This window comes from Frankia sp. AgB32 (genome assembly GCF_023243045.1).
Lineage (GTDB): Bacteria > Actinomycetota > Actinomycetes > Frankiales > Frankiaceae > Frankia.
Window position 1 is genome coordinate 39,781 of sequence record NZ_JALKFX010000032.1, and the last position, 23,008, is coordinate 62,788.

Below are 23,008 nucleotides of genomic sequence, written 5' to 3' on the forward strand. Positions count from 1 at the left end.
GGGGCGCGGCCATCCCCACCCCCGCCCCCGGCCCCGGGGGGGGGCCCGGGGGGGGGGGGGGGCCCCCCCCCCGCGGGCCCCCCCCGGCCCCGGCCGGGTCCGCCCGGCCAACAGCGCCCAGCCCAGCCTCGCCCCGCCCTCAGGGCCGGACGAGTGAGTCGACCGGGCCGAGCACGACCCGCTGTCCGTGCCGCACCTCGTACAGGTAGACCGTCGCGCCCCGGACGTCCCCGTCGCGGGCGAAGATGATCCGCTTGGTGACACCGGGCAGGTCCACGCCACCGAAGGCACCGGCCACCGAGTCCCGGCCCGCTCCCGTACCGACCCTCCGCAGGACCGCGATGACCGCGTTCGTGGCGTCGTAGGCCTCGGCGGAGTAGGTCCCGGGCCGGGTGCCGCTGTTCACCGCGCGGAACTCGGCGACGAAGGCGGCCGCGGACCGGTCATGGTTGGGATCACCGCAGGGGCAGGTCAGCAGGATGCCCTCGGCGTTGCCGGTGCCCGCCAGCGCGATGAGCTGGTCGTCGTTCGAGCCGTCGCCGCTGATGATCTTCCCCGTGTAGCCCTTGCTGCGCAGCGCCCCGGCGAGCTGGGCCAGCTCCGCGTAGTAACCGGAGTAGTAGATCGCGTCGGGCGCCACGGCGGCGATCTTACCGGCCGCGGACCCGAAGCTCCCGGTCTCGATGATCTCGTTGTGCACCGTGGTGACCCCGCGCGCCTTCAACGCCCCCTCCAGCGCCTCGGACAGGCCCCTGCCGTACTCACTACCGTCGTCCACCGAGTACACCGAGGTGGCTTTCAGACCCTTGGCGAGGTACTCGGCGGCGGCGGCACCCTGGATGCCGTCGGACGCCATCACCCGGTAGAAGGTGGTGAAGCCCTGCTCGGCGAGCGCGGGACTGGTCGCGGACGGACTGACGGACAGCAGACCGGCCCGGCTGTAGAGCCGCTCGCTCGACATCGCCGGCCCGGAGAACACCGGGCCGACGACGGCGACCACGTTCGGATTGTCGATGAGTTTCTGGGCCGCGGCCGGGCCCTGAGCCGCCATCCCCTGGTCGTCGGAGGCGACGATCCGCAGCCGGAACGGCAGGTCCGGCCGGCGGTTGGCCATGTCGACGGCGGTCAGCAGGCCGTCGTAGGCGTTGATGCCCAACTGCCGGTTGCTCCCGGACAGCGGGCCCTGGAAGCCGATGACGAACTCCTTCTTCCCGCCGTCGGACCGCGACCCGTCGCAGCCGCCGAGGGCGGCGGCCACCACCAGCACGCCCGCCGCGCCGAGCACCCCCCAGCGCCGTCCAGGAACGCTCATGGCACGCCCTTCCGCGGCATCCCGCTGCGCCGCCGGTGCCGGCGTCCGCGACGCCGGAGATCGTCAACATCGCCGTTGCGAACTTCAAGTAGTCGATCAACGACCTGATGTCACGAAATCTATGCGCGCCAAGCGGAGCCCGGAGGGCGGTGAGTGAGCGTGTCGCGGCCTCTTGTGACCAGACGTGGAGCGTCGGTCAGGAGGTTCGGGTCGTCATCGCCACGAACCGGCCGCCGAGCACGGTGTAGAGCACCACTCGGGGACCCTCGATGTCGCCCCAGCGGTCGAAGGACACCGTGCCGCTGACACCGGCGAACGTGCCCCGGCCGATCGCGGTGACGATGCCGCGCCGCGCCGCCGGGTCGACGGCGGTGCGCCGCGGCAGCACGGCGGCGGCCGCCCGGATGATCGCCCGGGCGGCGTCGTAGGCGTACGCGGCGACCGCCGGAATGGCCGCGGCGCGCCGCTGCGCGAGTTCCATGGCCGCGTCGTGGGCGACCTGTCGCTGCCGCGCCGAAGCGGCGTCCGGCGGGTCGGCGGCGGCCGGTCGCCCCGGTGCCCGCCCGGCCGTCGGTGCGGCGGCCGGCGCCGCTGCGGACGACGTGTCGCCGGCCGCCCCGTCCTCCGTGCCCTGATCCGCCGAACCGGCCGAATCCCCGTCACTGGCGCCGCTGGGCGTCGTGCCGCCCTGGTCGTCGGCGGGCCCGCCGTAACGCTGCGAGTAGGTGGCGACGAACGCGCCGGCGGCCGGCAACCTGGTCGGCGGGACCAGCAGGCTCGTGATGAGGTCGCCGTCCGCGGCGGTCTTGGCCGTGGCGGTGTAGTGAGGGCGCAGCAACGCATCCGTTCCGAGCACCTGGATGGACGTTTCGGCCTCGGCCAGTCGGGCCCGCAGCCTGCCGGCGAAGTCAGCTCCGGCGGTGACGTAGACGAGGTCGGGAGCTTCCTGCTCCAGCGACGCGGCGACGTCGTCGACGTCGGTGTCCGCGTAGGTGGGATACACGGCGGTGACCGAGGCGCCCAGGGCGGTGGCGTGCGCGGCGAACCGGTCGCCCAACGTGGTTCCGTAGCGGGGTTCGCCATCGACGACGGCGATGCGCCGGCGACCCAGCGTGGTCACCGCGTACTCGGCGGCCACCTGCGCCTGCAGCTCGTCCGTACCGCTCAGCCGGAAGAAGGTCGGGTACGGGCGAGTCCGCGCCTGCCCGCCCGCGGCTGTGCCGGTGCTGCCGGTACCGACGCCGGTCAGTGTCGGATCGGCGGTGGACGGCGCGACGACCGGGATGCCCGCCGCTGACAGCGTCGGCACCGCGACCCGCGCGACCAGCGAACTCACCGGCCCGACCACGCCGATGAGGCGGTCGTTGGCCGCGAACGCGTCCGCGGCCTGGGCTCCCCCGTCGGGCCGCGAGCGGTCATCCCGACTGGACAGCTCGAGGCGCCAGCCCGGAATGGCACCGTCGTCGTTGGCCTCGTCGACCGCGAGCGCGACCGCGTTGCGCACGCTCGTCCCGTCCGCGGAGAGCTCACCCGACAGCGGCGCCAGCACGCCGATCGTGGCGGTGCGGGTCGCCGGGGAGCCGTCCCCACCGTCGCCGCCGAGCACGGTGGCGAGGACGAACCCGAACGCCGAGGGCACGCCCAGAGCGAGCACCACGACCGCCGCCAGCAGCACCCGTCCGCGCCGGCTGCGCCACCGCGCCCGCGCCCACCGCGCGATCCGGCCGCTCACCGCGACGAGCGCCGCCCGCACCCGTCGAAATCCCGCGGCCGCCCGTGCGGACACCGACGGCGGCGCCGATGCCGATGCCGATGCCGATGCCGACAAGGATCCCAGCGTCTCCGACGGAGCCTGCGCCGGAGTCAGCGACGGTTCGACGGGGCCCGGCGCGGCACTCCCGGGTTCGGGCTCCACGACATCGGCGTCCCGCGCCGCGTCCTGAGCCTGCGGGCTGGCGGACTCGGGCGGGACGTTCCCGGGGTCCGGCGACGCTGCCGAGCCTGGCGGGGATGGATCGTTCACCCGACCCCCGACAGGTTCGCTGCCGGGAACGGGGCCGACGGGGACATCACGACCGCGGCAGGGCCTCACCCGACAGCACGGCCTCGGCGACCGCGCGCATCGTGCGGCGCTGGTTCATCGAGGTGCGCTGGATCCAGCGGAACGCGTCCGGCTCGGTCATGCCGTGCTCGGTCTGCAGCACGCCCTTCGCCCGCTCGATGATCTTCCGCGCCTCCAGGCGACCCTGCAGGTCCTCGACCTCGGCCTCGAGGCTGACGATCTCGGTGAAACGGCTCATCGCCATCTCGATCGTCGGCAGCAGGTCCTTCTTCTGGAAGGGCTTGACCACGTAGGCCATCGCGCCGGCCTCACGCGCCCGCTCGACGAGCTCGCGCTGGCTGAACGCGGTCAGGATGACCACCGGGGCGATCCGGTCCTTGGCGATCTTCGCGCCGGCCTCGATGCCATCCATCCGCGGCATCTTCACGTCGAGGATGCACAGGTCCGGCCGCAGCTTGCCGGCGAGACTGACGGCCATCTCCCCGTCACCCGCCTCGCCGACGACCTCGTAGCCCTCCTCCTGGAGCATCTCCCGAAGGTCGAGCCGGATCAGCGCTTCGTCCTCGGCGATGAGAACCCGGCGCGGGTTCGAGGAGGGCTGGCTCATCGAGTCGTACTCCCGGTCTCGGCGGTGTGGCATCAGTGTGGCAGGGCGAGCGGTCGGTCAACGTCCAGCCCGTAGGCGGGAGGGCGGGAGGTCGAAACGCACCCTACCCGGATAGAGTCTTCAGCGAGACGTTCCGGCCCGGATCGATCACCGCGGCCCGCAGGCCCGGCTACGCCTCGCTACCACGACCCACCCGCAGGCCCCGGTACTCCAACGGCAGAGAGACGGTGCTCAAACCACCGACAGTGTGGGTTCGAATCCCACCCGGGGTACGTGTTGGCTTCGCATGCTTGCCGCTTGGTGGCGGCTGCGCCGGAGCCTCGATTTCACCGGGGGCCGAGCCCCACGAAACCCCGCGAGCGAGCGGCTCCACGGCGGTTGAGGGTTCCCTGCCTGATGGCCGGGTGGGTGACGTCGTAGAGGGTCCGTTGCGGGGCGTCAGGGGCATGAGGGGCGTCATGCAGGGCGAGGCGGCGCTGCGGGCAGGGTGTCTCCGAGCAGGCGCCTGGTGTCGTGTCCGTTCGTGGTGCCGGCGGGAGTGGTCGCGGCATCGGGCGCGTCGAGTTCGGTGCTGGTGGTGATAGCTGACCGGGTCGGCGCCGAGTCGCTCGCAGATCTCGTCGTCATCGAGACGTTCTCAGTAGTTCCTACAAGATCTTGTCCCGATCAGGTCGACGGGTTCCGCCGACCAGGACACCCTGCGCGGGCGCATCCTGGGCCAGTCCGCCACCTCGAGTCCTACGCCGACGCAGCCCGCACCTGGCTGCACGACGCCGCCGGGGTCATCGACACCACCCACCTCACCACCACCCGGTCCGCCCGGGCGGATCGCAGACGCCGTCAACGGTTGAGGATCGCCCGCCACACTGGTCGCCGCGCGTGGGCGAACTGCCGCGCGTTGATGAACTGATTGACCACGGCTGGCAGGATGGTGACCGCAGGCATACGCACGGGGGGCGCACAGTGGAATCGCGGGTCATCGGGTTTCTGAGCTATGCCCACCTGGACGACGACGAGAGCATCGGCCAGCCGGTCACGGCATTCCGGAAGGCGCTCGAAGGCGCGGTGACCCGGGAGATGGGCTACCCGGCGGAGATATTCCAGGACCTCGATCTTCGTACCGGCCAGCTGTGGAAGCAGTGCATCGACGAGACGCTCGAGACCGTGGCCGTGCTGCTGCCGATCCTCACGCCGTCCTTCTTCGCCAGCGACGAGTGCACCCGGGAAACGCAGCAGTTCATGCGGCACGTGTCGGTCAAACGGGGCGGCCTCGTCATTCCCATCCGCTGGCAGAACAGCGGGGAGCTGAGCGGCCCCGCCGAGAGCTTCCGCGCCGAGCTGCTGACCCTCCAGGACGCGGACTGGCGGGACCTCCGCTTCGCCCCGCCGACCGCGGAGCGGACGATGCGGGCGCTGAACGACCTCGCCCGGGTGATCAGTGAGGCGCTGAAGCGGCCCAGGCCGCCGGAGCCCGCGGACGAGGACCATCTTCGCGCGGTGATCGGCCGGACGACCGCGGCGGTGAGCAGCTCCGATCTCGGCCTCGCCGAGCTCGTGCAGGAGCTGGTCGACGCCGTGCGCGACCTGGCCTGGCTCGAGGAGGACGACGTCCGCGCCCTGCGTCGGCTCGCCCTGGCCGGCCTCGGACAGCCGCCCGGGCACCTGCCGGAATCGCCCCGCCCCGCGATGACGCCCCGGTCCGGGGCGGCGAGCCGGGCCACGCCGCATTTCCAGCAGCAGGTGCGCACGATCGTCCAGACCGCCATCCACGCCGTCGCCAACGCGGGCAGCAACGACCAGGAGATCGTCGCCTGCCTCGTCCGGGCGGTCCGTCGGGCCTACCTGGGGCGCTCCGCCGCACCCTCGCCGGACAGTTCCCCGCTTGGCGGGCTGGAGCACGCCGTCGAGCACAGCCTCCAGTCGCTCCAGGCCGCGCGGCGCCCGCCCGAACGCCGCACCGCGCCGCCCGCGGCAGCCGACGCCGACACCTGGGTCCTGGCGCGACCGGTCGGCGACGTCGCCGCGTGGATCGGCACCAACCGGGCAGCCGACCCGCACGGCGCGCTGCGGGCCCTGCTCACCTTTGCCACCAGCCGCCCCGTAGCGGACCTCGTCGCCGCGCCGGGCGCCTTCGACGCGCAGGATCGCGACCACATCCTGCTGACCGCCGCCCTGTGCCGCGAGCCCGCCGAGGTCGCCGAGCTGCTCGCCAGCCAGTGGGGCGGCGGGTCCGCGGGCCCGGACGACGCCCTCGCCCACTCCGCCCACGGACCGCTGCGGGACTTCGCCCGCCGCCGGGCCGCCGGCGACGTCGACGCCTTCCTGCGCACATGCCGCGAACGGGGCCTGCACGCCCTCGCCGACGACGCCCTGCGGGAGTTCGCCGCGCGGGACTTCGCCAGGACATACAACATCGAGACGGCCCAGCTCTACCACTCCCTGCGGGGTGCCGGCGGCCGGTGCGCCGACCAGGCCACCGAGCTCCTCCACGGCGCCCTGGCCCGCGCGATCGACCGCGAGGCGAGCCGTCCGCTGGGCACCAGCCCCGACGAGGTGCGCCACCTCCTGCGGGCGTTGGGCCGGCTGAGCCCGCGCGAGCGGATCCTGCCGGCCTGGGTCAGCGGCCTGATCATGCTGGAGACGCAGGTGGACGACACGGCGAAGGTCGTCGCATACCTGATCGCGAACGTCGACGAGGACGCGGACGCGCTGACGGAAATCGTCGGATGCCATCTGCGGTGCCCGTACGTCGTGTCGATCTGCGGGCGGCTCGCCACCTCCCATCCGGCGAGGTGCGCGGACATCCGCCGGTACGCCGCCGCCCGCGACAACGCCGCCGGCCTGCTCGACATCGTTGCCCAGTGGACAACGGATCCGCGTCTCAAGGGAACGGTCCGCACGCTGATCGCGGAGGTCGCCGCCGGGGCCGGACGCGCGTCCGGCCCTCGTCCCATCGACGACCTCGTGGCGCTTTCGGACCTGCTGCCGAAAGACGCCCGGGACCTGTTGTGGACCACCGCGGGCGAGTACCCCGAGGGTCGCTCGGCCGAGGATCTCGGGACTATTCTGGGCCGGCTCCCGCGCCCCCGCGACGGCCATCGCCGCTTCGCCAGGGCTGTCGTCGCCAGCGCCGTCCAGAGCCGGTCCATCGATCCGGTGGAGGTCTACCTCGGCCAGCTACGGCAGCTGCGGCAGGGCGGCGAAAGGATGGCCGCCGAGGCCGTCGGGATCGAGCTGACGGACTTCGCCACGCCACCCGGCGTCCATGCCGAGACCGTCGCCGCGATCGCCGCACCGCTGTACGCGTCACCCGACCGGACGCTGCGCGGATTCGGGGAGCAGATGCTCGCGCACTATCTCCGCAGCAGCCAGCATGTCACCGCCGTCGACGTGCGGACCGTCGTCGAGGGGCTCCGGGACTGCGGCGTGGATCCCCTGCTCCGGTGCGCGCTGCTGACGAGGACGGTACGTGGCTGGCTGGGGTCGGACCCGCGCCGGCGGGTCGCCGTCGAGCTGCGGGCGGGCGGGCTGGATCGGGAGGCGGCCTGCGTCGAGGGCCGCCCGGATCAGCCCTGACGGCCCGTCCGGTCACGACAGCAGGGGTGGCACGACCTCGTTGTAGGCCCTGGAATGACGGGTCATCGACTGGCCGCAGATCGCCGACCAGACCACGACGGTCACGGCCAGGGACACCCCATCGGTACCCTGCCGGTGCCACCATGCCAGCAGCAGCAGCCCACCAATGTACCCGGCCAGACCGCCCGCCGCCCAGGCGGCGCAGCCGTCCGCGTTGACGAGGGGACGCGCCGCACGCCAGCGCCCGCGGAGCATAGGGGCGCCCACCAGCACCACGCCCCCACCGAGCAGGGTGACGGCCCGCCACAGGATGTCGAATCCGGCCTCGAACAGCATGAGCGATGCCACGGCGAAGCTCACCCGGGGCAGGAGCTCACGCCGGAAACGCCACCAGGCGGTTCGCCGTGCCGGCCGCGTTCCGTTCGGCTCGTCCCGGTCCAGCACGTGCGCCAGCGACATCAGCGCCACCGCCGGAAACGCATAGAGAAACAGGCCGAGGACGCCGCTCGTCCAGGACAGACCGGACCAGTATCCCTGCGCGAGCAGCAGCAGCACCGCCCCGACGACGACGTTGACGACGAGGACCAGCCAGTAGATGTTGTCGCCGTTCCTCCTGCGCACGACGGCGGTGCCGAGCCGGCGATAGGTGAGCGGGCGCGGTAGCTTGCTCAGCTCGGCGATCTCGCTGGGCAGCACATAGGCGTAGACGAGGCCCGCGCCCAGCGGCGCCACCACGGTCACGATTCTCAGCGTCACCTCGAGTACGTCGCGCAGATAGCCGGCCGTCGTGAGACCGGCGATGTCCAGAAAGTCCAGCGGCCTCGCACCGGTGTCGCGGGTCATCGCCCCGACATACCAGTTGTAGGCGACCTGAAGCAGGAGGTAGATCAGTACGGAGAGCAGAACGGCGCCGATGACGGTGCGCCGGATGCGGGCCTTCTCCCCGATCCCGTCCGTCCTGATGTCGCCCGCGTAGTCCAGCGGACCCTGGAAGCCCAGATAGGCGTAGACCACGCTGCCGCCGACCAGGGTGGCGAACCAGCCGTGCTCGTTGGGTTCACCGGCTCCGCTCAGGAAGGTACTGAGCCATCCGAGCCTGCCGGGATGCGCGTCATCGCATCGCGCGGGAGTGCCGGCCACATGTCGTGAGACGTCGAAACCGTGGCGCTGGAATATCACCAGCAACGCCACGCCGACAAACACAATGCCGGCGATCTTGACCACCGTGATCCACGCCATGGCGTTGATGAAGCGGCGCGCGGGGACCAGCGCCACCGCGACGGAGACTGCCACCATGATGGCGATGGCCACGCCCATTCCCGACCAGTTGAGGCTCCGACCGTCGGTGCACTGTAGAACGCCCACGCCCAGCCACGCCGACAGGTCCGGAGCGAGCGCGACGGTCGCCGCGGTGGCCTCGCTCGCCAGATTGACGACATAGTAGATCCACAGACTCGTCGCGACGACCAGCGTGACGAACGGACCGCTGCTCTGATACGGCAGGAAGATCAGCCCACCGGTTCTCGGTGCGGCCGTACCCAGCTCGACCATCACGGTGGCAATCAGGAGCATCGCCAGTCCGCCCACGGCCCAGGACAACAGCACGCGCCCGGCGGAGCCGGCACTCGCATAGGCGCCGGCGGGGGTCAGAAACCAACCCGAACCGATCACACCGCCCGCGGCCAGGCCGAAAAGACCGAAGGACCGCAGCCACCGCTCCCCCGGCACGTCGACCCGTTTGCCGCCGCGCCGCGCCTGCTCGAACGCCATCGACCGCCCCCGCCCCCACGAACGGCGGCCAATCTATCCCACGGCCGGCGCTCAGACCAACCGGAAGGCGTTCCGGTTGGGGTGTCGACGGGTTTTCGGGAAGCTTCCCGTCACCGTGGCCAGCAGTGGCAGTCGCGGCTGACCGGCCATTTGGTGAACCGAACGAAATTCGGCCGGGACAACGCTCTCGGCGGCGTCATCCACACGATGATCGAACACCCCACCGAACGTCGGCGAGAGCCGCCGACGAGCTCTCCTGGATGGTCTGACAAGCGCCACCCCAGGCACCCGGTTTCAGGGACGGCGGTCGAGGTGGGCGAGGAGGCGGCCGAAGACGGTGAAGTTGTCCAGACCGCCGGCGATCCCTGACGCCACCGTCTGGATCGGTCCGGCCGAGCCGTCGGGGCCGACGGGGATTTTCACGATCGTGCCCGTGTCGGTGTTGCTGACCCAGACGTAGCGGCCGTGGACGGTGATGCCGTTGGTGCCGAACAGGTTGACGCGGGCCAGCTCGGCGCCGCGGGCCCAGACCACGGGGACGCCGCCGGTACGGCGCACCTTCCAGACGACGCCGAGGCCGGCCCACGTTGTCGGCCGCCGGACACCGGGCATCCGTCCTCGTGTCCGAGAAAACATCGGGTACGAGGACGGATGCCAACAATCGAATGGTCGGGCGTTGTCAGCCCCGGCTTCTGCCGGTTCGGCGCGCGGTCAGCAGGTGATGGTGCCGCGGCGCAGGGCGTGGCTGTTGTCGTTGCTGTCATCCGCCCAGTAGACGGGCTTGGAGCCGGCGGTGCACTCGCCGGCGGGGGCGACGGAGAAGCCCTCGTTGTTGTAGTTGGACATGCCGCTCGGACGGTTGTAGATCGCCGTGACGGCGAAGACGCCCGAGGCGTTGACCTGCATCGTCCGGTGCTGACCGGAGCAGGTGTCATCGCAGACGACCCACAGGCGCGACGCCTGCGGCTCCCACTGCAGTTCCATCACGCCGGCGAGGCCCGTGCCTATGGACGCGATGCGGGTGAAGGCGCCGGAATCCTGGAGAACGTAGGCGTAGGCCATGCCGGTGCCCTCGACGCCGACGAGGAACACGCCGCCGCTGTGCGCGCCGTAGTGGTTCGGGTCGTAGGCCGCGCCGGTCGAGGCGTCGAGGAACCCGGCGCCGGTCAGGGTCGCGTCGGGGATCCAGGTGATGGCCTCCAGGCCGAGGTTCGAGCCGACGGGCGGCAGGTCGGCGGTGAGGTTCCACTCCGTCGTCGCGGTCAGCGTGGTGGCGGTGCCGCTGACGTCGTAGCGCAGGACGGACAGCCGGCTGGTGCCGGAGACGTCGCCGTTGCGCTCGCTCGCGACGTACACGCCGCCGGTGGAGCCGGCGCCGGTGACAGTGACGCCCTCGTCGTCAGGGGTGCCGGAGCCGCCGGGGAAGCGCAGCGTCTTGCCGGCCGACCAGCCGTTGGCGGTGTCCGCCTTCCAGGCGGTCGCCCCGTTGGGGACCAGGCGCCACAGCTTGCCGGAGTTCTGCGCCGCCCATAGCACGCTTCCCTCCTGGTAGAGGCCGCTGACGTCGGAGCCGAGCGCGCTCGCGGTGTCCGCGGTCGTCACGGAGCTCGCGCCCGGCCAGGTCGTCGCCGACAGGCCGCCGGCGCCGACGGGGCAGTTGTTCGCACCGCCGAGGGTCAGCGTCGCGGCCTGACCGAAGGTGCCGGTGCCGTCGGGGCAGCGCGACCAGGACGGGTTCGAGTGGGCCGTCCAGGTGAAGGTGTCGACGAGGGTCGTGCCGTCCGCCAGGTAGAGGCGCGCCTTGTCGGCGGCGCCGAGACCGAAGGCGTTGTGCACGTCGAAGGCGCGGAACCCGCCGGGTGCCAGCGTGGTTCCGGCGGCGATCGTGTACGTCGGGCTGGTGTTCTCGTCCCGCAGGATCCAGCCGGAGACGTCGACGGTCGAGGTGCCCTTGTTGTAGAGCTCGATCGAGTCGTTGACGCTGCCGGTGGTGACGACCTCGTTGATCCGGATGTCGTCGGCGGGGGCCGCCTGGGCCGCGGGCGCGCCCGGCACGGCGACGACCAGTGCCGACCCGGCGACGGCGGCGAGGGCGAGGCGGGCGCTCATGCGCCGCCACCGGTCACCTAAAGCGATCATTGATTCCGTCCTTGGATCGATGTGACAGGACGCAAGGACTCTGTCGAGCCAGACGGAACGGGCACCATCCGTGACATTAGTGCCACGTGAACGATCAACCAATCGTGAGATCGAACGAGTTGATCATCGACCCAGACCTTGACCATACATATATGGACATCTGCATGGTCATCGCACGGCAGAGCCGCAGCGGGTACGCGCCCCAGCGGCCCGGCGTGGAGCCGGCGTGCCGGCGCTGATCGCCGCGGCCGGGCTGCCCTCCTCGCTGCTCGGCTCCGAGCGCAGGGGCGCGCAACGGGCGGTGCCGTCCGGCCTCATCGCGATGACCGGCGCGGTCGCTGCACCGGCCCTGGCCTGGGGCTGGCGGGCCGCGGGGCCGTCCGCCGCGGGCGACTCGGAGTGGTACGGCGTGGGGTTCGGCGGCGTGTACCTGGCGGTGTTCGGCCTGCTGTGGCGCGGTGCCCTGCCCGGGCGCCGCGTGGCCGAGGACGGGGTGACACCCGAGGGGACGCCCACCGGCAGCCTCGCCTACACCCTGGGCTGCGCCGGTCTCGCCGCGGCGACGGCGGTCGGCGCGGCCACCGCTCGCGGGCGGGGTACTGGTCGGTCGGAGACCGGCCAACGGTGGGCGGGCCACCGCGGCCGGGTCGTCCGCGCCCTCGGCGGACGGTGAGTTCCGGCCGCCGCGGGCGCGCGCGTCAACCCTGCCCGCGCCCGGCCCTGACGGCGCCGCCGGGGGCCGAGGCCTGCGCGGCGATCGACGGAGCGAGCCAGCGGGTGAGGTAGCGGCGCAGCTCGGCGCCGGTGCGCGGCGGCGCACCCGGGTCGAGGACGAACGACTGCGCGGTCCGCAGCAGCTGCTCGACGAGTTCGTCGAGGTCCTCGGGGCTGAAACCGGCCCGCGCCCAGTCGACGGGGAACCGGCGGATGAAGTCCCGCCCGAGCGTGAGCGCCGCCGGGGCGGTGAGTCCCTGCGCGAACGTGCAACGCCCGGCGGACAGCAGCAGCCCGACGTAGGGTTCGGCCGGCATCTGCTCGATCAGGTAGGCGACGCCTTCGACCGCGACCTCGGCGGGCGCGCCGGGATGCTCCGCCAGGTACCGCTCGATGCGGTCGAGGAAGCCACCGGCGGCGTCGGTCGCCGCGGCGGCGAACAGATGACCGGCGGACGGAAAGTACCGGTACACCGTCTGGCGGGTGACGCCCAGTTCGCGCGCGACGTCACTGATACCGGCGCCGGCGCCGGCCCGGTCGATGCAGACGCGCGCCGCCGCCAGGATCCGGTGGACGGCCTCGGTGTCGCTCGCCGGTGGGCGCCCCGACCAGCCATGGCTACGCAACCGCGCCCCCTTCTGCCGGTTCGAATGTACCGACGGAAGGGGCCCGTCCCCGGGAGCGCCATTCTCAGGAGACGGCGGACGCCAGCGGCGTGGCGCGGCGCGGAAGGCAGAGCCGTGCGGGGTGCACCGCGCCAGGCCACGGAGATTCGCTCCCGGCCGGGACGCGGGTGGGGATTCGACGTGGGGCCGCCCTGTGCCTGGCCGGACAGTCGCGACCTCGGACGACGGGCCGCTGCCGCGCCGCCCGGCGTCAGGTCAGGGCCATCGGGTCCGTCAGCGGGCGGTGGCGCCGGCGGGAGTTCCGGCGGGAGTGCGCCGCCGCTGGGCGGGAACGGCGATCGGGCCGGTCCGGGCGTTCTCGTGCACGATGAGGATCGACGCGATCTCCCGGCGGGCCGACGGCGGGAGATCGGGGTCGCCGAACAGCGCGGCGAGCTCACGGCGCCGCGCCTGCTCCGCACGGTGGGAGGCGAACTTCTCCCGCAGCGACGGCACGAGGGAATTCTGTACGCGCATGGGAAACTCCTCGGGTAAATAGCGGGGAAGACGGGCCACTGTCATCCCCCGACTCCATTGTGCACACCGACCGGCACTCTGGAGCCCATTTCCGATGTGACGTGGACTGCAGTCCCCGATTTCGTTGAGCTATATGAACTGATTCACAGTAGGCCCGATCACAATTCGCCAAAGATCTCGCCGTAAGACATGTGGCCGCCATACACGCATTGCACCCGCGTCACACATCGTTCGCCCACAACCACCACTCCCGGGCCTGCGCGTAGCTCGTCGGGAACAGAGTTCACGCAGGTCAGAGACCATATGCGGCGGCCGGGATGGCGGTCAGGTGGGACCACCGCCCCAAACCGGAAGCCACGTCCGCCCGCACACCAACGGAAACATCGGCGTACCCGTCGACACCATCCGGACCGTGGAGACCTATTCGTTAAACGATATGAGCCACCCCACATCTTCCCCGACCGACGCAACGCGAACTCCGCTTTAGCCGTCGGGCGCCCGACACCCTGGATATATATCGAATACGGAGAGCCCATTCCCGTTCCCGTTGACCGCCAGCCTTCGGAGGCCGGCCACGGTCGCCGCTGACGAAATCGACCGCTTACGGAGACGTGGGGCGAACAATAACGGCCGCGCTGCATGAGTTCGTCGAACGACATCCGGCCCAGCCCTGCGACCGGGCGAACGCGGCCGGTCGCGACCTCCGGCCGACACCGGACACGACACCGGCGGGGCCGGCGGTGAGCACAACAACCGGCGAGGGCCCGCGGGCGGCGGAGACCGGCGGGCCGAGGGCACAGCGAGCGGCGGCGGCCGGAGGGAGCGCGGCGGCGGGCGGGCGGGAGCCCGCGGGCGGGCGGGCGGGAGCCCGCGGGCGGGCGGGCGGGCGGCGCGAGCGCGTTCCGCGACCCCGGCGGGTCGCCCGGAAAGAGTATCCCGCGGTACTTATCGAGCTATCACGGCGCTGGCGCCGCGGGCTCGCGGAGGCGGAACTCGACGCGATCACGGCACCGGTCCCGCGAGCCGCGTTATGACCCGCGGCGCGTTCCGGACCTCACCCATGGGATATCCGGTGAGCGAACCTGGGCGTCGCGCTCCGAATCCGCGGTGGTCGACCGAGCCGCTGGGCGTCGGGACCGGAAACAATGTGACCGGAGAAACATTCCCGCGGTAGTGGCGTCACGTCCGGGAAAGCGTCACCGGAGAAATATGGCGGCGTTGACGGCGAGGTGGTCCGCGCGCGGCCTCTGACGAGGGCGCGGCTGCCGCGTCCCCCGGAGGCGTTGCCGTGCGCCGCCGCGTCTGCCAGGCGGGGTGGCCGTACGCCTCCGGAGAGGGTGGAAACAGGTGCCGGGGAGGGATCACGGTGGCGGCGCCGAGCGCCGGCTGGTGACCGAGTTCCACCGGCCGCGCCTCCTTGTCGGGAGGCGCCCCAGGTCACCGACCTGGGGGAGGCTGACTCAGCGGGCGCCAGCGGTCGCCGGGACGCGCTGGTCGGTCGACCGACGCTGCCGGATGGAAGCGAGAGTCGAGGCGGCCAGGTCGTCCTGCTGCTGGATGAGGACGGTGTGGATCTCGTGGCGGGCGGCCGGCGAGAGGTCGGGGTCGCTCAGCAGCGAGGTGACCTCACGACGCTGGGCCCGGTAGGCGCGGTAGGCGGCGAACGAGGTCAGGAGCGAGGTGCCGGCAACAATCTGAGTGCGCATCTTGGTCTCCTTTGTGTGTACTTCGAGAACCACTGTGCTTCGTAGTTCATTGTGCGCCAAAAGAGACGCAACTATGCGGATCCACGACGTGATCTGGACTGCACCTACACCGGATTCGCCGGGGAATATGAGCTGGCCCACGAGATGGCGCTCACAGAAACGCGGTTTCGGTAACGGCCGTCACAGCCATGCAGCTCCGAGAACCCAGAAACGCGTTACGCCCGTCACATTCCCGCCGTTCGGTCACGCGATCCGGGCCGGCGACCGCCACTGCGACGCCCGACACATGGGCCATCCAGACGCCCCGGACCCCCGCGCCGCGGCGCCCCCGCCCCGCCCCCCCGGCGTCACCGGGTCCCGAGCCATCGCCATCGACCCCCGAGCCATCGCCCTCCAGTGCCAGACCAGGAGGAGAAAACCATCCGGTGTCCGTAGTGGAAACACGCAGCCGTGGCCGCATTCTGTTGTGTTGTCTGGTGTTGCGGCCGACCCGGGCCGCACCAGTCGGGGGAACGGGGACCGGGCATGACTGTGCGTTGGAACAGGAGTGAGCGGACGACGGGGGGATCACCGCCACGAGCGCGCCAACGGAGGCCCCGCCACGCCGCTGCCACCGCGCTGGCGAGATCGGCGACGGCGGTGACGGTCATCGCGGTCGCCGCGCTGGCCCTGCCGGGGACGGCGCGGGCCGCGGACACGGTCGGCTATCCGGCCGCCCCGGGCCGGGGAAACGGTGTGGCCGTGCCCTTCGAGGGATACGTCGGCAGCGGTGGCGGGCCGGTCCCGGTCGGCGGCGCGGTCGGCGTCGACCTCGTCCTCGGCTCCACCACCCGGCCCTACCTGCCCTGTCAGCACTACGACCGGACGTCCCGCAGCGGCGACACCTTTGTCAACGCGTGCCAGGAGCGGGGCAGTTATGCCACATTCACGCGCTTTCCGGCCGGCGGCGGACTTGTCTTTCCGCACGGCTATTTCGTCGGCAACACGCAGCCGGACCTGGTCCGCGGCGGGACGGTGAACACCGGCTGGGGGGCGCGGGCCGCGGGCCTGTCGTTCGAGTTCTACCCGGAGCAGGGCCGCGACGCCGCGTTCGTCCACGCCCGCTTCTACGTCGACCAGTTCACCCGGCACGCCAACGGCTGGACCTACTCGGCGGACGTCGGCCGGATCCCGCTGCGGACGCTGGCCGACCCGGGCACCGCCCGCCTCGGTGGCAGGCTCACGGTCGGCGGCCGCCCGCCCGCGCCGGGCAGAGTGTCGATGACCGTGTTCGGCGGGTCGGCGCGTTCGTCGAGCGGCTATCCCATCTCCTCCTTCGCCGTGTACGCGGGCACCGGCACCCCGAGCTGGGCGACCACTCCGCTTTACGCCGGGTCGCAGCGGATCACCGTCGTCGACACGGCGACCCGTCGCCAGTGCGTGCTGGATCGATTCGACGTGCGCGGCGAGGCCACTGTCGACTTCGACCTGGCGCAGCCTGGCTTCGGCCATCCGGACAGCTCCTGCACGGGCTGACGTCCTACCAGGTGACCGGCAGCTCCCGCAGGCCGTAGACGACCGCCTGCGGGCGGAACTCGAGCTGGTCGGCGGGGACGGCGAGGGCGAGCCCGGGCAGCCGGCGCAGCAGCGCGGGCAGGCCGATGCGCAGTTCGAGACGGGCCAGCGGGGCGCCGAGGCAGTGGTGGCGGCCAAAACCGAACGCGACGTGCCCCACGGCGCCGCGGGTGATGTCGAGCCGGTCGGGGTCGTCGACGAACGCCGGGTCCCGGTTCGCAGCGGTCAGCGAGAGCACGAGCTGTCCGCCCGCCGCCACCGGCCGGTCGCCGACCATCGCGTCGGCGCGGACGGTGCGCGGCACGGCGGCGTGCACGACCGACAGCCACCGCAGCAGCTCCTCGACGGCCGGGACGGTCCGCGCCGGATCGTCGCGCACCGCGGCGAGCTGCTCGGGGTGCGCCAGCAGCGCGAGCGTGCCGAGCGCGAGCATGTTCGCGGTGGTCTCATGCCCGGCGATCAGCAGCAGGTTGGCGAGGCCGATGAGCTCGGCGGTGCTCAGCTCGTCGCCGTGGTCGCGCACGAGCATGCCGAGGGTGTCCTCGCCCGGCGCGGACCGGGCGCGGGCCACCAGATGGCCCATGTACTCCCGGTTCTCGCGCAGCACGCTCAGCCGCTCGGCCACGGGCAGCGAGGTGTCGATCTGGCGGGCGGTACGGGCGTGGAACTGGTCGCGGTCCGCGTAGGGCACGCCCAGCAGCTCACAGATCACCATCGACGGCACCGGCAGGGCGAACAGTCGGATCAGGCCGACGGGCCGCCCGGCACGTTCGACGTCGTCGAGGGCCTGCTCGACGATCTCGGTGATACGTCCCTCCAGCCGGCTGAGCCGCTTGCCGGTGAACTCGGGGGTGAGCATCCGCCGCAGCCGGGTGTGCTCGGGCGGGTCGAGGACGAGCAGGTTGCCGACGCGCAGTTCGTCGAGCCGTTCGCCGTGCGGTCCGCGCACGTCGGGATCCGCGGTCAGGAAGCCGCCAGCGGCGCTGCCGAAACCGGCGGTGTTCCCCAGGACCTGGCCAGGACTCGCCTGTCCTGGGTCGCTCCGGCCGGCGATGCCTACAGACACGTGCCCGACTTTTTCGTCCGGAGTGCGGACGGGTCAGCGTTGGTGGTGGACTGCCGGCCGGCGGACCGGGTCAGGCCGCGGGATGCGGTCAAGTCCGACGCGACGAGTGGCCCGCGACGGCCCCCATGTGCGCTGGCTGCGGATCGGCACTCCCGACATCCACAAGAGTCGGTAGGCGGCCACCGATGGAAGCGCGCTGGATACGGGGAGGTGGGGGCCGAGGACATCGCGAAACGCTGGGCCAGCGAACGACGCGGGGTCTGACCGTTCACCCGCCTCAGCTGTCTACGGGGTGGCCTGGTCGGTGTCGACGTACTGGCTGGCCTGGAGGGTGAACAGTTCGCGGTACAGGCCGGGCCGCGACATCAGGTCGTGATGGTCGCCCTGGTCGACGACGGTCCCGGCGTCGAGGACGTAGATGCGGTCAGCCGTGCGGACGCTGGCGAGGCGGTGGGTGATGAGCAGCACCGTGCGTTCGCGGCCGAGCTCGCGGATCAGGGCGAACAGGCTCTGCTCGGCGCGGGCGTCGAGGGCGGCGGAGGGCTCGTCGGCGACGATCAGCGGCGCCTCCCGGTAGACCGCCCGGGCGCAGGCGATCCGCTGCCACTGGCCGCCGGACAGGTCGTGGCCGGAGTTGTACTGCCGGGCCAGGGACGTGTCGTAGCCGTGCGGCAGGGCGGCGATCACCTCGTCGGCGCCCGTGGCCCGCGCGGCCGCCAGGACGCTGTCGGGGCCGTCGGCGGCGAGTCGGTCGACCCGGCCGACGGCGATGTTCATCCGGGCGGACATCGGCCACTGCGTGTAGTCCTGCGGGATGACCGCGACGCGGTCCCGGACGCTGTCCGGGTCGACGGTGGTGAGGTCGACGCCGTCCCAGCTGACCGTGCCGTCGTCCGGCTCGTACAGCCCGGCGATGATCTTGGCGAGGGTGGACTTGCCGCTGCCGTTGACGCCGACGAGGGCGACGACCTCGCCGCGACGCAGCTCGACGGTGACGCCGCGCAGGGCCGGGGTGTCGGTGCGCGGGTAGGTGTACCGGACGTCCTCGACCCGGACCACGCTCGGCGAGAGCGGCGCCGAGCGCGCCGGGGCGGGCGGCACCAGCCCGTTGGCCCGGGCCATCCACGCGCGGTACTCGCCGAAGTAGAGGAAGTTCTCGTACGCGGTGTTGAGCGTGGTCAGCGCGGTCGTCAGGGCGCCGCGGCCGGTGCGGATCGCCAGCACGGCGGTGCCGGCGGCGGCCAGCGGCATGACGCCGGCGTCGAGCAGCATGACGAGCGTGCCGTAGACGACGCCGAGCGCGAGCCCCGACACCGCCTCGCCGGTCAGCCGGTACCTCGCCTGGCCGCGGCCGACCCGGATCTGCTCGGCCTCCTGGTCCCGGGCGAGCGCGGTGTACTCGTCGACGAGGAACGGCCCGAGGCCGAACGAGCGGATCTCCGCCGCGCAGTCGCGGGCGGTCAGGTGCCAGCGCAGCATGTACTGGCGCCGGACCTGGCGGATCTGGGCGAGCCAGGAGGTGTGGGCGAGCCGGGCGGCGCGCATCGACGCCCACCCGTCGGGCACGATCGACAGGACGAGCAGCGGTAGCAGCACCGGGTGCAGCACGCCGAGCACACCGCCCGCGGCGGCGATCTGCACCGCGCAGGTCAACATGTCGACGGCGTTGTCGACGAGCTGGCGTCCGCTCGCCGCGCCCCGCTCCGCGGCGTCGAGGTCGTCGACGAAGCCAGGGTCGTCGAAGGCCATCACCGAGGTGCGGCTGGCGAGTTCGAGCAGCCGCACGATGCAGACCCGGTCCACCCGTGGGCCGAGCCTGGTCCGCACCAGGTTCTGGGCGGCGCCCAGGCCGCTGCGCAGCGTGCCGGCGGCGGCGACGAGCACGAGGGCGGGCAGCGCGGCGCGCAGCCGCTGCGGGGTCGGGCCGTCGCGCAGCACCTCGGTGAGGGCGCCGGCGACGGCGAGCAGGCCGACCGCCTCGACGACCCCGGCGGCGACCCGCAGCACGGTCATGATGATCAGGCCGGTGCGGTCGGCGGCCCAGGCCAGCGACCAGGCCAGGCGCAGCAGCCCCGGCAGGCGCCGCGCCATCGTCCGCGCGCCGGTCTCGGCCATCGTGCGGTCGTGGCGGGTCCAGGGGCGCGTCGGGTCGTCCTCCTCCCGACCGTAGGTGAGCAGCGCGTCGCCGCCGGCAGGGCCGGCGCCGGATGCCTGCGGGGACGCCGCGGTCGGGGGGTCGGGTGGCCCCGCCGGGGCCGGTCGCGGGCCGGGGATCGAGCTGCCTGGTGCGGTCTCGTTCTCCACGGTGCCGAGGCTGACCGAATCCGTTCGCATTGACCTCCGCTTTCGCCGGCATTCGGCGCTGCCCGCGGGCGGCGTTCGTCACCGGACCGGGTTTTCGCGGCGTTGCCGGTCGCGCGGCCGACCGTCGGCATTCTTCCTGGACGCGGCCCGGAATTCCGGGTGAACAGGCTCGCCCGCGCATTTCCGGCTTTCGCTCGTCGTTGGCCGCTCGGGCGCCGCCGCCCTGCTGAGGGCCCTGTCGGGCCGGGCAGCCTTGCCGTGCCGGCTCGACTTCCGGGCCCGCTAGACTTCCCGGAAGGAATGAACACACGACATTGAAAGCGGCGTGACAATAGCAGGGATGTGGCCGGTTTGTCAACAGAGGACATTGGTTCCGAGCAGGCGTACGTCTCCGCTCTCTACGGCCGTCTCGATGGTCTGCGCGGTCGGGCCGCGGATCGGCTGCGCGGGATTCTGCGGCAGTCGGAGAGCCTGCCGCGGGCCCGCTTCGAGCGGGAGGTGGCCAGTGCCGACTGCGCCGCCACGCTGGCCCGGATCCGGGCCGCGGAGCATGGCCTGTGCTTCGGCCGGCTGGACTTCGACGACGGCGAACGGCGCTACATCGGCCGGATGGGCATCTTCGACGAGGAAGCCGACTACGAACCCCTGCTGATCGACTGGCGCACCCCCGCCGCCCGGCCGTTCTACGCGGCGACCGGGGCGATGCGCCTCGGTCTGCGCCGGCGCCGGCACATCGTGACCCGCAACCGGGCCGTGACCGGGCTGGAGGACGACGTCTTCGACGTGGTCGGGCCGGCGCGGGCGCGGGCCGGCCGCGAACCGGCGGACGCGTCACCCGATCAGGCCACCCCCGGCGGTGGTCCGGTCGAGCTGATCGGCGAGCCGGCGCTGTTCGCCACTCTCAACGCCGCCCGAACCGGGCGGATGAGCGACATCGTCGCGACGATCCAGACCGAGCAGGACCGGATCATCCGGTCCGGCCACCGCGGGATCCTCGTCGTCCAGGGTGGCCCCGGCACCGGCAAGACCGCCGTCGCCCTGCACCGGGCCGCCTACCTGCTCTACACCCACCGCGACCGGCTGGCCCGCAGCGGCGTGCTCGTCGTCGGCCCGCACCGCGCGTTCCTGCGCTACATCGAGAACGTGCTGCCCTCGCTCGGCGAGACCAGCGTGGTCAGCGCGACGGTCGACACTCTCTACCCCGGGGTGACGGCGCGTCGGGCGGAGGAGCCGGCGGTGGCCGAGCTCAAGGGGCGCTCGGCGATGGCCGCCGTGATCGCCGCCGCCGTGCGCGACCGGCAGCGCCTCCCCCGCGGCGGCACGCTGGAGATCCACACCGAGGAGCGCCTGCTCCTGCTGGAGCACGGCACCTGCGCCCGCGCCCGGGAGCTCGCCCGGGAGTCCGGCGAGCTGCACAACGACGCGCGCGCCATCTTCGTCCGGGCTGTGATCGACGCGTTGGCTCGCCAGATCGCCGACGGCTACGCCGCCGAGACGATCACCGCCCAGGTGCTCGAGGCCGATCCGGAGGCGCTGGACCTGCTGGCCCCGGCCGGTTCCGGCGGGTCCAGCCTGCTCGACGACGAGGACCTCGCCCAGCTTCGCCGGGAGCTGCGCGCCGACCCGGCGGTGCGGGCGGCGCTCGACGACCTGTGGCCGGTGCTGAGCCCCGACCAGCTCGTCGCCGAGCTCTACGCCGACCCGGGCACGCTCGCCTCGGCGGCGCCGGGGCTGACCGCGGCCGAACGCCGCCTGCTGCTGCGGCCCCTCGCCGAGGACGACCCGGACCCCGACGACGACCTGCTGCGCGAGCTGCGGGCCATCACCGACGCGGCGAGCGGGGCCCACCCGGCGGGCGGGAACGAACTTTCCGGCGCGAGCGGCGCGGCCGCGGCCGCCGACCCGGACGCCGACCCGGCCGTCGGCCAGGGTCCGGACGGTGCCGGCGCGGCGCCGCGACCGCGCCCGGCGGGTGGGTGGACCGCCGCCGACATCCCGCTGCTCGACGAGGCCGCGGAACTGCTCGGAGACGACGACCAGGCCGCCCGGGCCGCCGCCCTGCGCGAACGCATCGCCCGCGTCGCCTACGCCCAGGGGGTGCTCGACATCATCTCCCGGGACGTCGAGGACGATCCGGAGATCATGATGGCGACCGACCTGATCGACGCGAGCCGGCTCGCGGACCGTCACGAGGACGTCGACCCGCGCACCATCGCCCAGCGGGCGCTCGCCGACCGGACGTGGACGTTCGGGCACGTCGTCGTCGACGAGGCGCAGGAACTCTCCGAGATGGCCTGGCGGATGGTCATGCGCCGCTGCCCCACCCGGTCGATGACGATCGTCGGTGACGTCGCGCAGACCGGCGACCCGGCCGGGACGACCTCCTGGGACCGGATCCTCGCCCCCTTCCCCGCCGCCGGCGCGCCGGCCCGGCGGGAGACCCTCACGGTCAACTACCGCACCCCGGCGGAAATCATGGCGGTGGCCGCCGACGTGCTGGCCACGCTGCGCCCGCCGCAGCAGCCGCCCCGGTCGGTGCGCACGGTCGGCGAGCTGCCGTGGCGGCTGCGGGTGCCCGCGCCGGAGCTCGGCTCGCGGCTGGCCCGGGCCGTGCTCGCGGAGCTGGCCCGGCTGGCCGTCACCGACCCGGGCGACTCCGACGGCGCCGCCGGGGCGGGGCGGCTCGCGGTGCTCGTGCCGGTCGGCCGGCTCGCCGAACTGACCGCGGCGGTGCGGGCGGCCGTGCCGGCGGCGGAGAGCGGCGCGGCGGCGGGGCTGACCGCACCGGTGGTGGTGCTCGGGGTCCGGGAGGCCAAGGGCCTGGAGTTCGACTCGGTCCTCATCGCCGACCCGGACGCGGTCCTCGCCGAGTCCCCCCGCGGCGCGCACGACCTCTACGTGGCGCTGACCCGGGCGACGCGGTCCCTCGGCGTCCTGCACACCGGCGAGGTGCCACCGGTGCTCGCCCGGCTGGCCCCGGTCGGCGCACAGGCGGCGGTGCCGGCCCGCGCCGGCCCCGCCCCCCCGGCGGGCCGGCCCCGGGGGCTGTAAACAAA

16 protein-coding genes and 1 tRNA gene are annotated in these 23,008 nt (G+C 72.8%); 6 read left to right on the forward strand and 11 right to left on the reverse strand.

The genetic code is table 11. The features are described 5' to 3' along the window. Window positions 1-139 precede the first annotated feature (139 nt). The 3 genes from MXD60_RS12440 to MXD60_RS12450 all read right to left on the reverse strand — a co-directional run bounded on the left by MXD60_RS12440 (window position 140) and on the right by MXD60_RS12450 (window position 3,981). On the reverse strand, window positions 140-1,312 hold the full coding sequence (locus tag MXD60_RS12440; RefSeq protein ID WP_248819192.1) for a branched-chain amino acid ABC transporter substrate-binding protein: 1,173 nt from the start codon (window positions 1,310-1,312) through the stop codon (window positions 140-142). Window positions 1,313-1,508: 196 nt separating this feature from the next. Continuing rightward, the gene (locus tag MXD60_RS12445; protein WP_248819193.1) at window positions 1,509-3,065 is read right to left on the reverse strand and encodes a branched-chain amino acid ABC transporter substrate-binding protein; all 1,557 of its coding nucleotides are present in this window, start codon (window positions 3,063-3,065) and stop codon (window positions 1,509-1,511) included. A gap of 316 nt (window positions 3,066-3,381) precedes the next feature. Further along, entirely contained in the window at window positions 3,382-3,981 is a 600-nt protein-coding gene (locus MXD60_RS12450; RefSeq protein WP_248819194.1) for an ANTAR domain-containing response regulator, read from the reverse strand. A 199-nt stretch (window positions 3,982-4,180) separates the two neighbouring features. On the opposite strand from MXD60_RS12450, the gene MXD60_RS12455 reads away from it, so the two are divergent. From MXD60_RS12455 to MXD60_RS12465, 3 genes are all read left to right on the forward strand, one after another. Continuing rightward, a tRNA-Leu gene (locus MXD60_RS12455) sits at window positions 4,181-4,253 on the forward strand. Window positions 4,254-4,489: 236 nt separating this feature from the next. Next, window positions 4,490-4,891: a hypothetical protein gene (locus tag MXD60_RS30315; RefSeq protein ID WP_248819195.1), complete on the forward strand. Its 402-nt coding sequence runs from the start codon at window positions 4,490-4,492 to the stop codon at window positions 4,889-4,891. Between the two features lie 53 nt (window positions 4,892-4,944). Continuing rightward, window positions 4,945-7,557: a toll/interleukin-1 receptor domain-containing protein gene (locus tag MXD60_RS12465; RefSeq protein ID WP_248819196.1), complete on the forward strand. Its 2,613-nt coding sequence runs from the start codon at window positions 4,945-4,947 to the stop codon at window positions 7,555-7,557. 12 nt (window positions 7,558-7,569) lie between these two features. Here the strand turns inward: MXD60_RS12465 and MXD60_RS12470 are convergent, their stop codons facing one another. From MXD60_RS12470 to MXD60_RS12480, 3 genes are all read right to left on the reverse strand, one after another. Next, window positions 7,570-9,327 (reverse strand): amino acid permease, encoded by a 1,758-nt coding sequence (locus MXD60_RS12470; RefSeq protein ID WP_248819197.1) that lies wholly within the window; start codon window positions 9,325-9,327, stop codon window positions 7,570-7,572. A gap of 294 nt (window positions 9,328-9,621) precedes the next feature. Then, window positions 9,622-9,939, reverse strand: a complete 318-nt coding sequence (locus tag MXD60_RS12475) for an SMP-30/gluconolactonase/LRE family protein (protein ID WP_248819198.1) — start codon at window positions 9,937-9,939, stop codon at window positions 9,622-9,624. A 99-nt stretch (window positions 9,940-10,038) separates the two neighbouring features. Beyond that, window positions 10,039-11,436 carry a lamin tail domain-containing protein gene (locus MXD60_RS12480; RefSeq protein WP_248819199.1) on the reverse strand — a complete coding sequence of 466 codons (1,398 nt, stop codon included), beginning with the start codon at window positions 11,434-11,436 and terminating at the stop codon, window positions 10,039-10,041. 256 nt (window positions 11,437-11,692) lie between these two features. On the opposite strand from MXD60_RS12480, the gene MXD60_RS12485 reads away from it, so the two are divergent. Next, on the forward strand, window positions 11,693-12,139 hold the full coding sequence (locus MXD60_RS12485) for a hypothetical protein (RefSeq protein ID WP_248819200.1): 447 nt from the start codon (window positions 11,693-11,695) through the stop codon (window positions 12,137-12,139). A 25-nt stretch (window positions 12,140-12,164) separates the two neighbouring features. On the opposite strand, the gene MXD60_RS12490 is transcribed toward MXD60_RS12485, so the two are convergent. From MXD60_RS12490 to MXD60_RS12500, 3 genes are all read right to left on the reverse strand, one after another. Then, a complete protein-coding gene (locus MXD60_RS12490) occupies window positions 12,165-12,806 on the reverse strand; it encodes a TetR/AcrR family transcriptional regulator (RefSeq protein ID WP_248819201.1) in 642 nt (213 codons plus the stop codon). Window positions 12,807-13,079: 273 nt separating this feature from the next. Beyond that, entirely contained in the window at window positions 13,080-13,322 is a 243-nt protein-coding gene (locus tag MXD60_RS12495) for a hypothetical protein (RefSeq protein WP_248819202.1), read from the reverse strand. A 1,460-nt stretch (window positions 13,323-14,782) separates the two neighbouring features. Beyond that, window positions 14,783-15,028 (reverse strand): hypothetical protein, encoded by a 246-nt coding sequence (locus tag MXD60_RS12500; protein ID WP_248819203.1) that lies wholly within the window; start codon window positions 15,026-15,028, stop codon window positions 14,783-14,785. 639 nt (window positions 15,029-15,667) lie between these two features. Here MXD60_RS12500 and MXD60_RS12505 point away from each other — a divergent pair. Continuing rightward, window positions 15,668-16,543 carry a hypothetical protein gene (locus MXD60_RS12505; RefSeq protein WP_248819204.1) on the forward strand — a complete coding sequence of 292 codons (876 nt, stop codon included), beginning with the start codon at window positions 15,668-15,670 and terminating at the stop codon, window positions 16,541-16,543. Between the two features lie 4 nt (window positions 16,544-16,547). Here MXD60_RS12505 and MXD60_RS12510 read toward each other — a convergent pair whose 3' ends face one another. Both MXD60_RS12510 and MXD60_RS12515 read right to left on the reverse strand, forming a co-directional pair. Then, complete coding sequence (locus tag MXD60_RS12510; RefSeq protein WP_248819205.1) at window positions 16,548-17,648, reverse strand: cytochrome P450; 1,101 nt, start codon at window positions 17,646-17,648, stop codon at window positions 16,548-16,550. 285 nt (window positions 17,649-17,933) lie between these two features. Then, window positions 17,934-19,982, reverse strand: coding sequence for an ABC transporter ATP-binding protein (locus MXD60_RS12515; protein WP_248819206.1), 2,049 nt, complete (start codon window positions 19,980-19,982; stop codon window positions 17,934-17,936). 321 nt (window positions 19,983-20,303) lie between these two features. On the opposite strand from MXD60_RS12515, the gene MXD60_RS12520 reads away from it, so the two are divergent. After that, a complete protein-coding gene (locus MXD60_RS12520) occupies window positions 20,304-23,003 on the forward strand; it encodes a HelD family protein (RefSeq protein ID WP_248819207.1) in 2,700 nt (899 codons plus the stop codon). The last annotated feature ends 5 nt before the right edge of the window (window positions 23,004-23,008 follow it).

Coding starts and splice junctions, on each gene's coding strand:
- MXD60_RS12440 (WP_248819192.1), bottom strand. CDS start 1,312: ATGAGCGTTCCTGGACGGCGCTGGGGGGTGCTCGGCGCGGCGGGCGTG.
- MXD60_RS12450 (WP_248819194.1), bottom strand. CDS start 3,981: ATGAGCCAGCCCTCCTCGAACCCGCGCCGGGTTCTCATCGCCGAGGAC.
- MXD60_RS12470 (WP_248819197.1), bottom strand. CDS start 9,327: ATGGCGTTCGAGCAGGCGCGGCGCGGCGGCAAACGGGTCGACGTGCCG.
- MXD60_RS12475 (WP_248819198.1), bottom strand. CDS start 9,939: ATGCCCGGTGTCCGGCGGCCGACAACGTGGGCCGGCCTCGGCGTCGTC.
- MXD60_RS12480 (WP_248819199.1), bottom strand. CDS start 11,436: ATGAGCGCCCGCCTCGCCCTCGCCGCCGTCGCCGGGTCGGCACTGGTC.
- MXD60_RS12495 (WP_248819202.1), bottom strand. CDS start 13,322: ATGCGCGTACAGAATTCCCTCGTGCCGTCGCTGCGGGAGAAGTTCGCC.
- MXD60_RS12500 (WP_248819203.1), bottom strand. CDS start 15,028: ATGCGCACTCAGATTGTTGCCGGCACCTCGCTCCTGACCTCGTTCGCC.
- MXD60_RS12515 (WP_248819206.1), bottom strand. CDS start 19,982: ATGCGAACGGATTCGGTCAGCCTCGGCACCGTGGAGAACGAGACCGCA.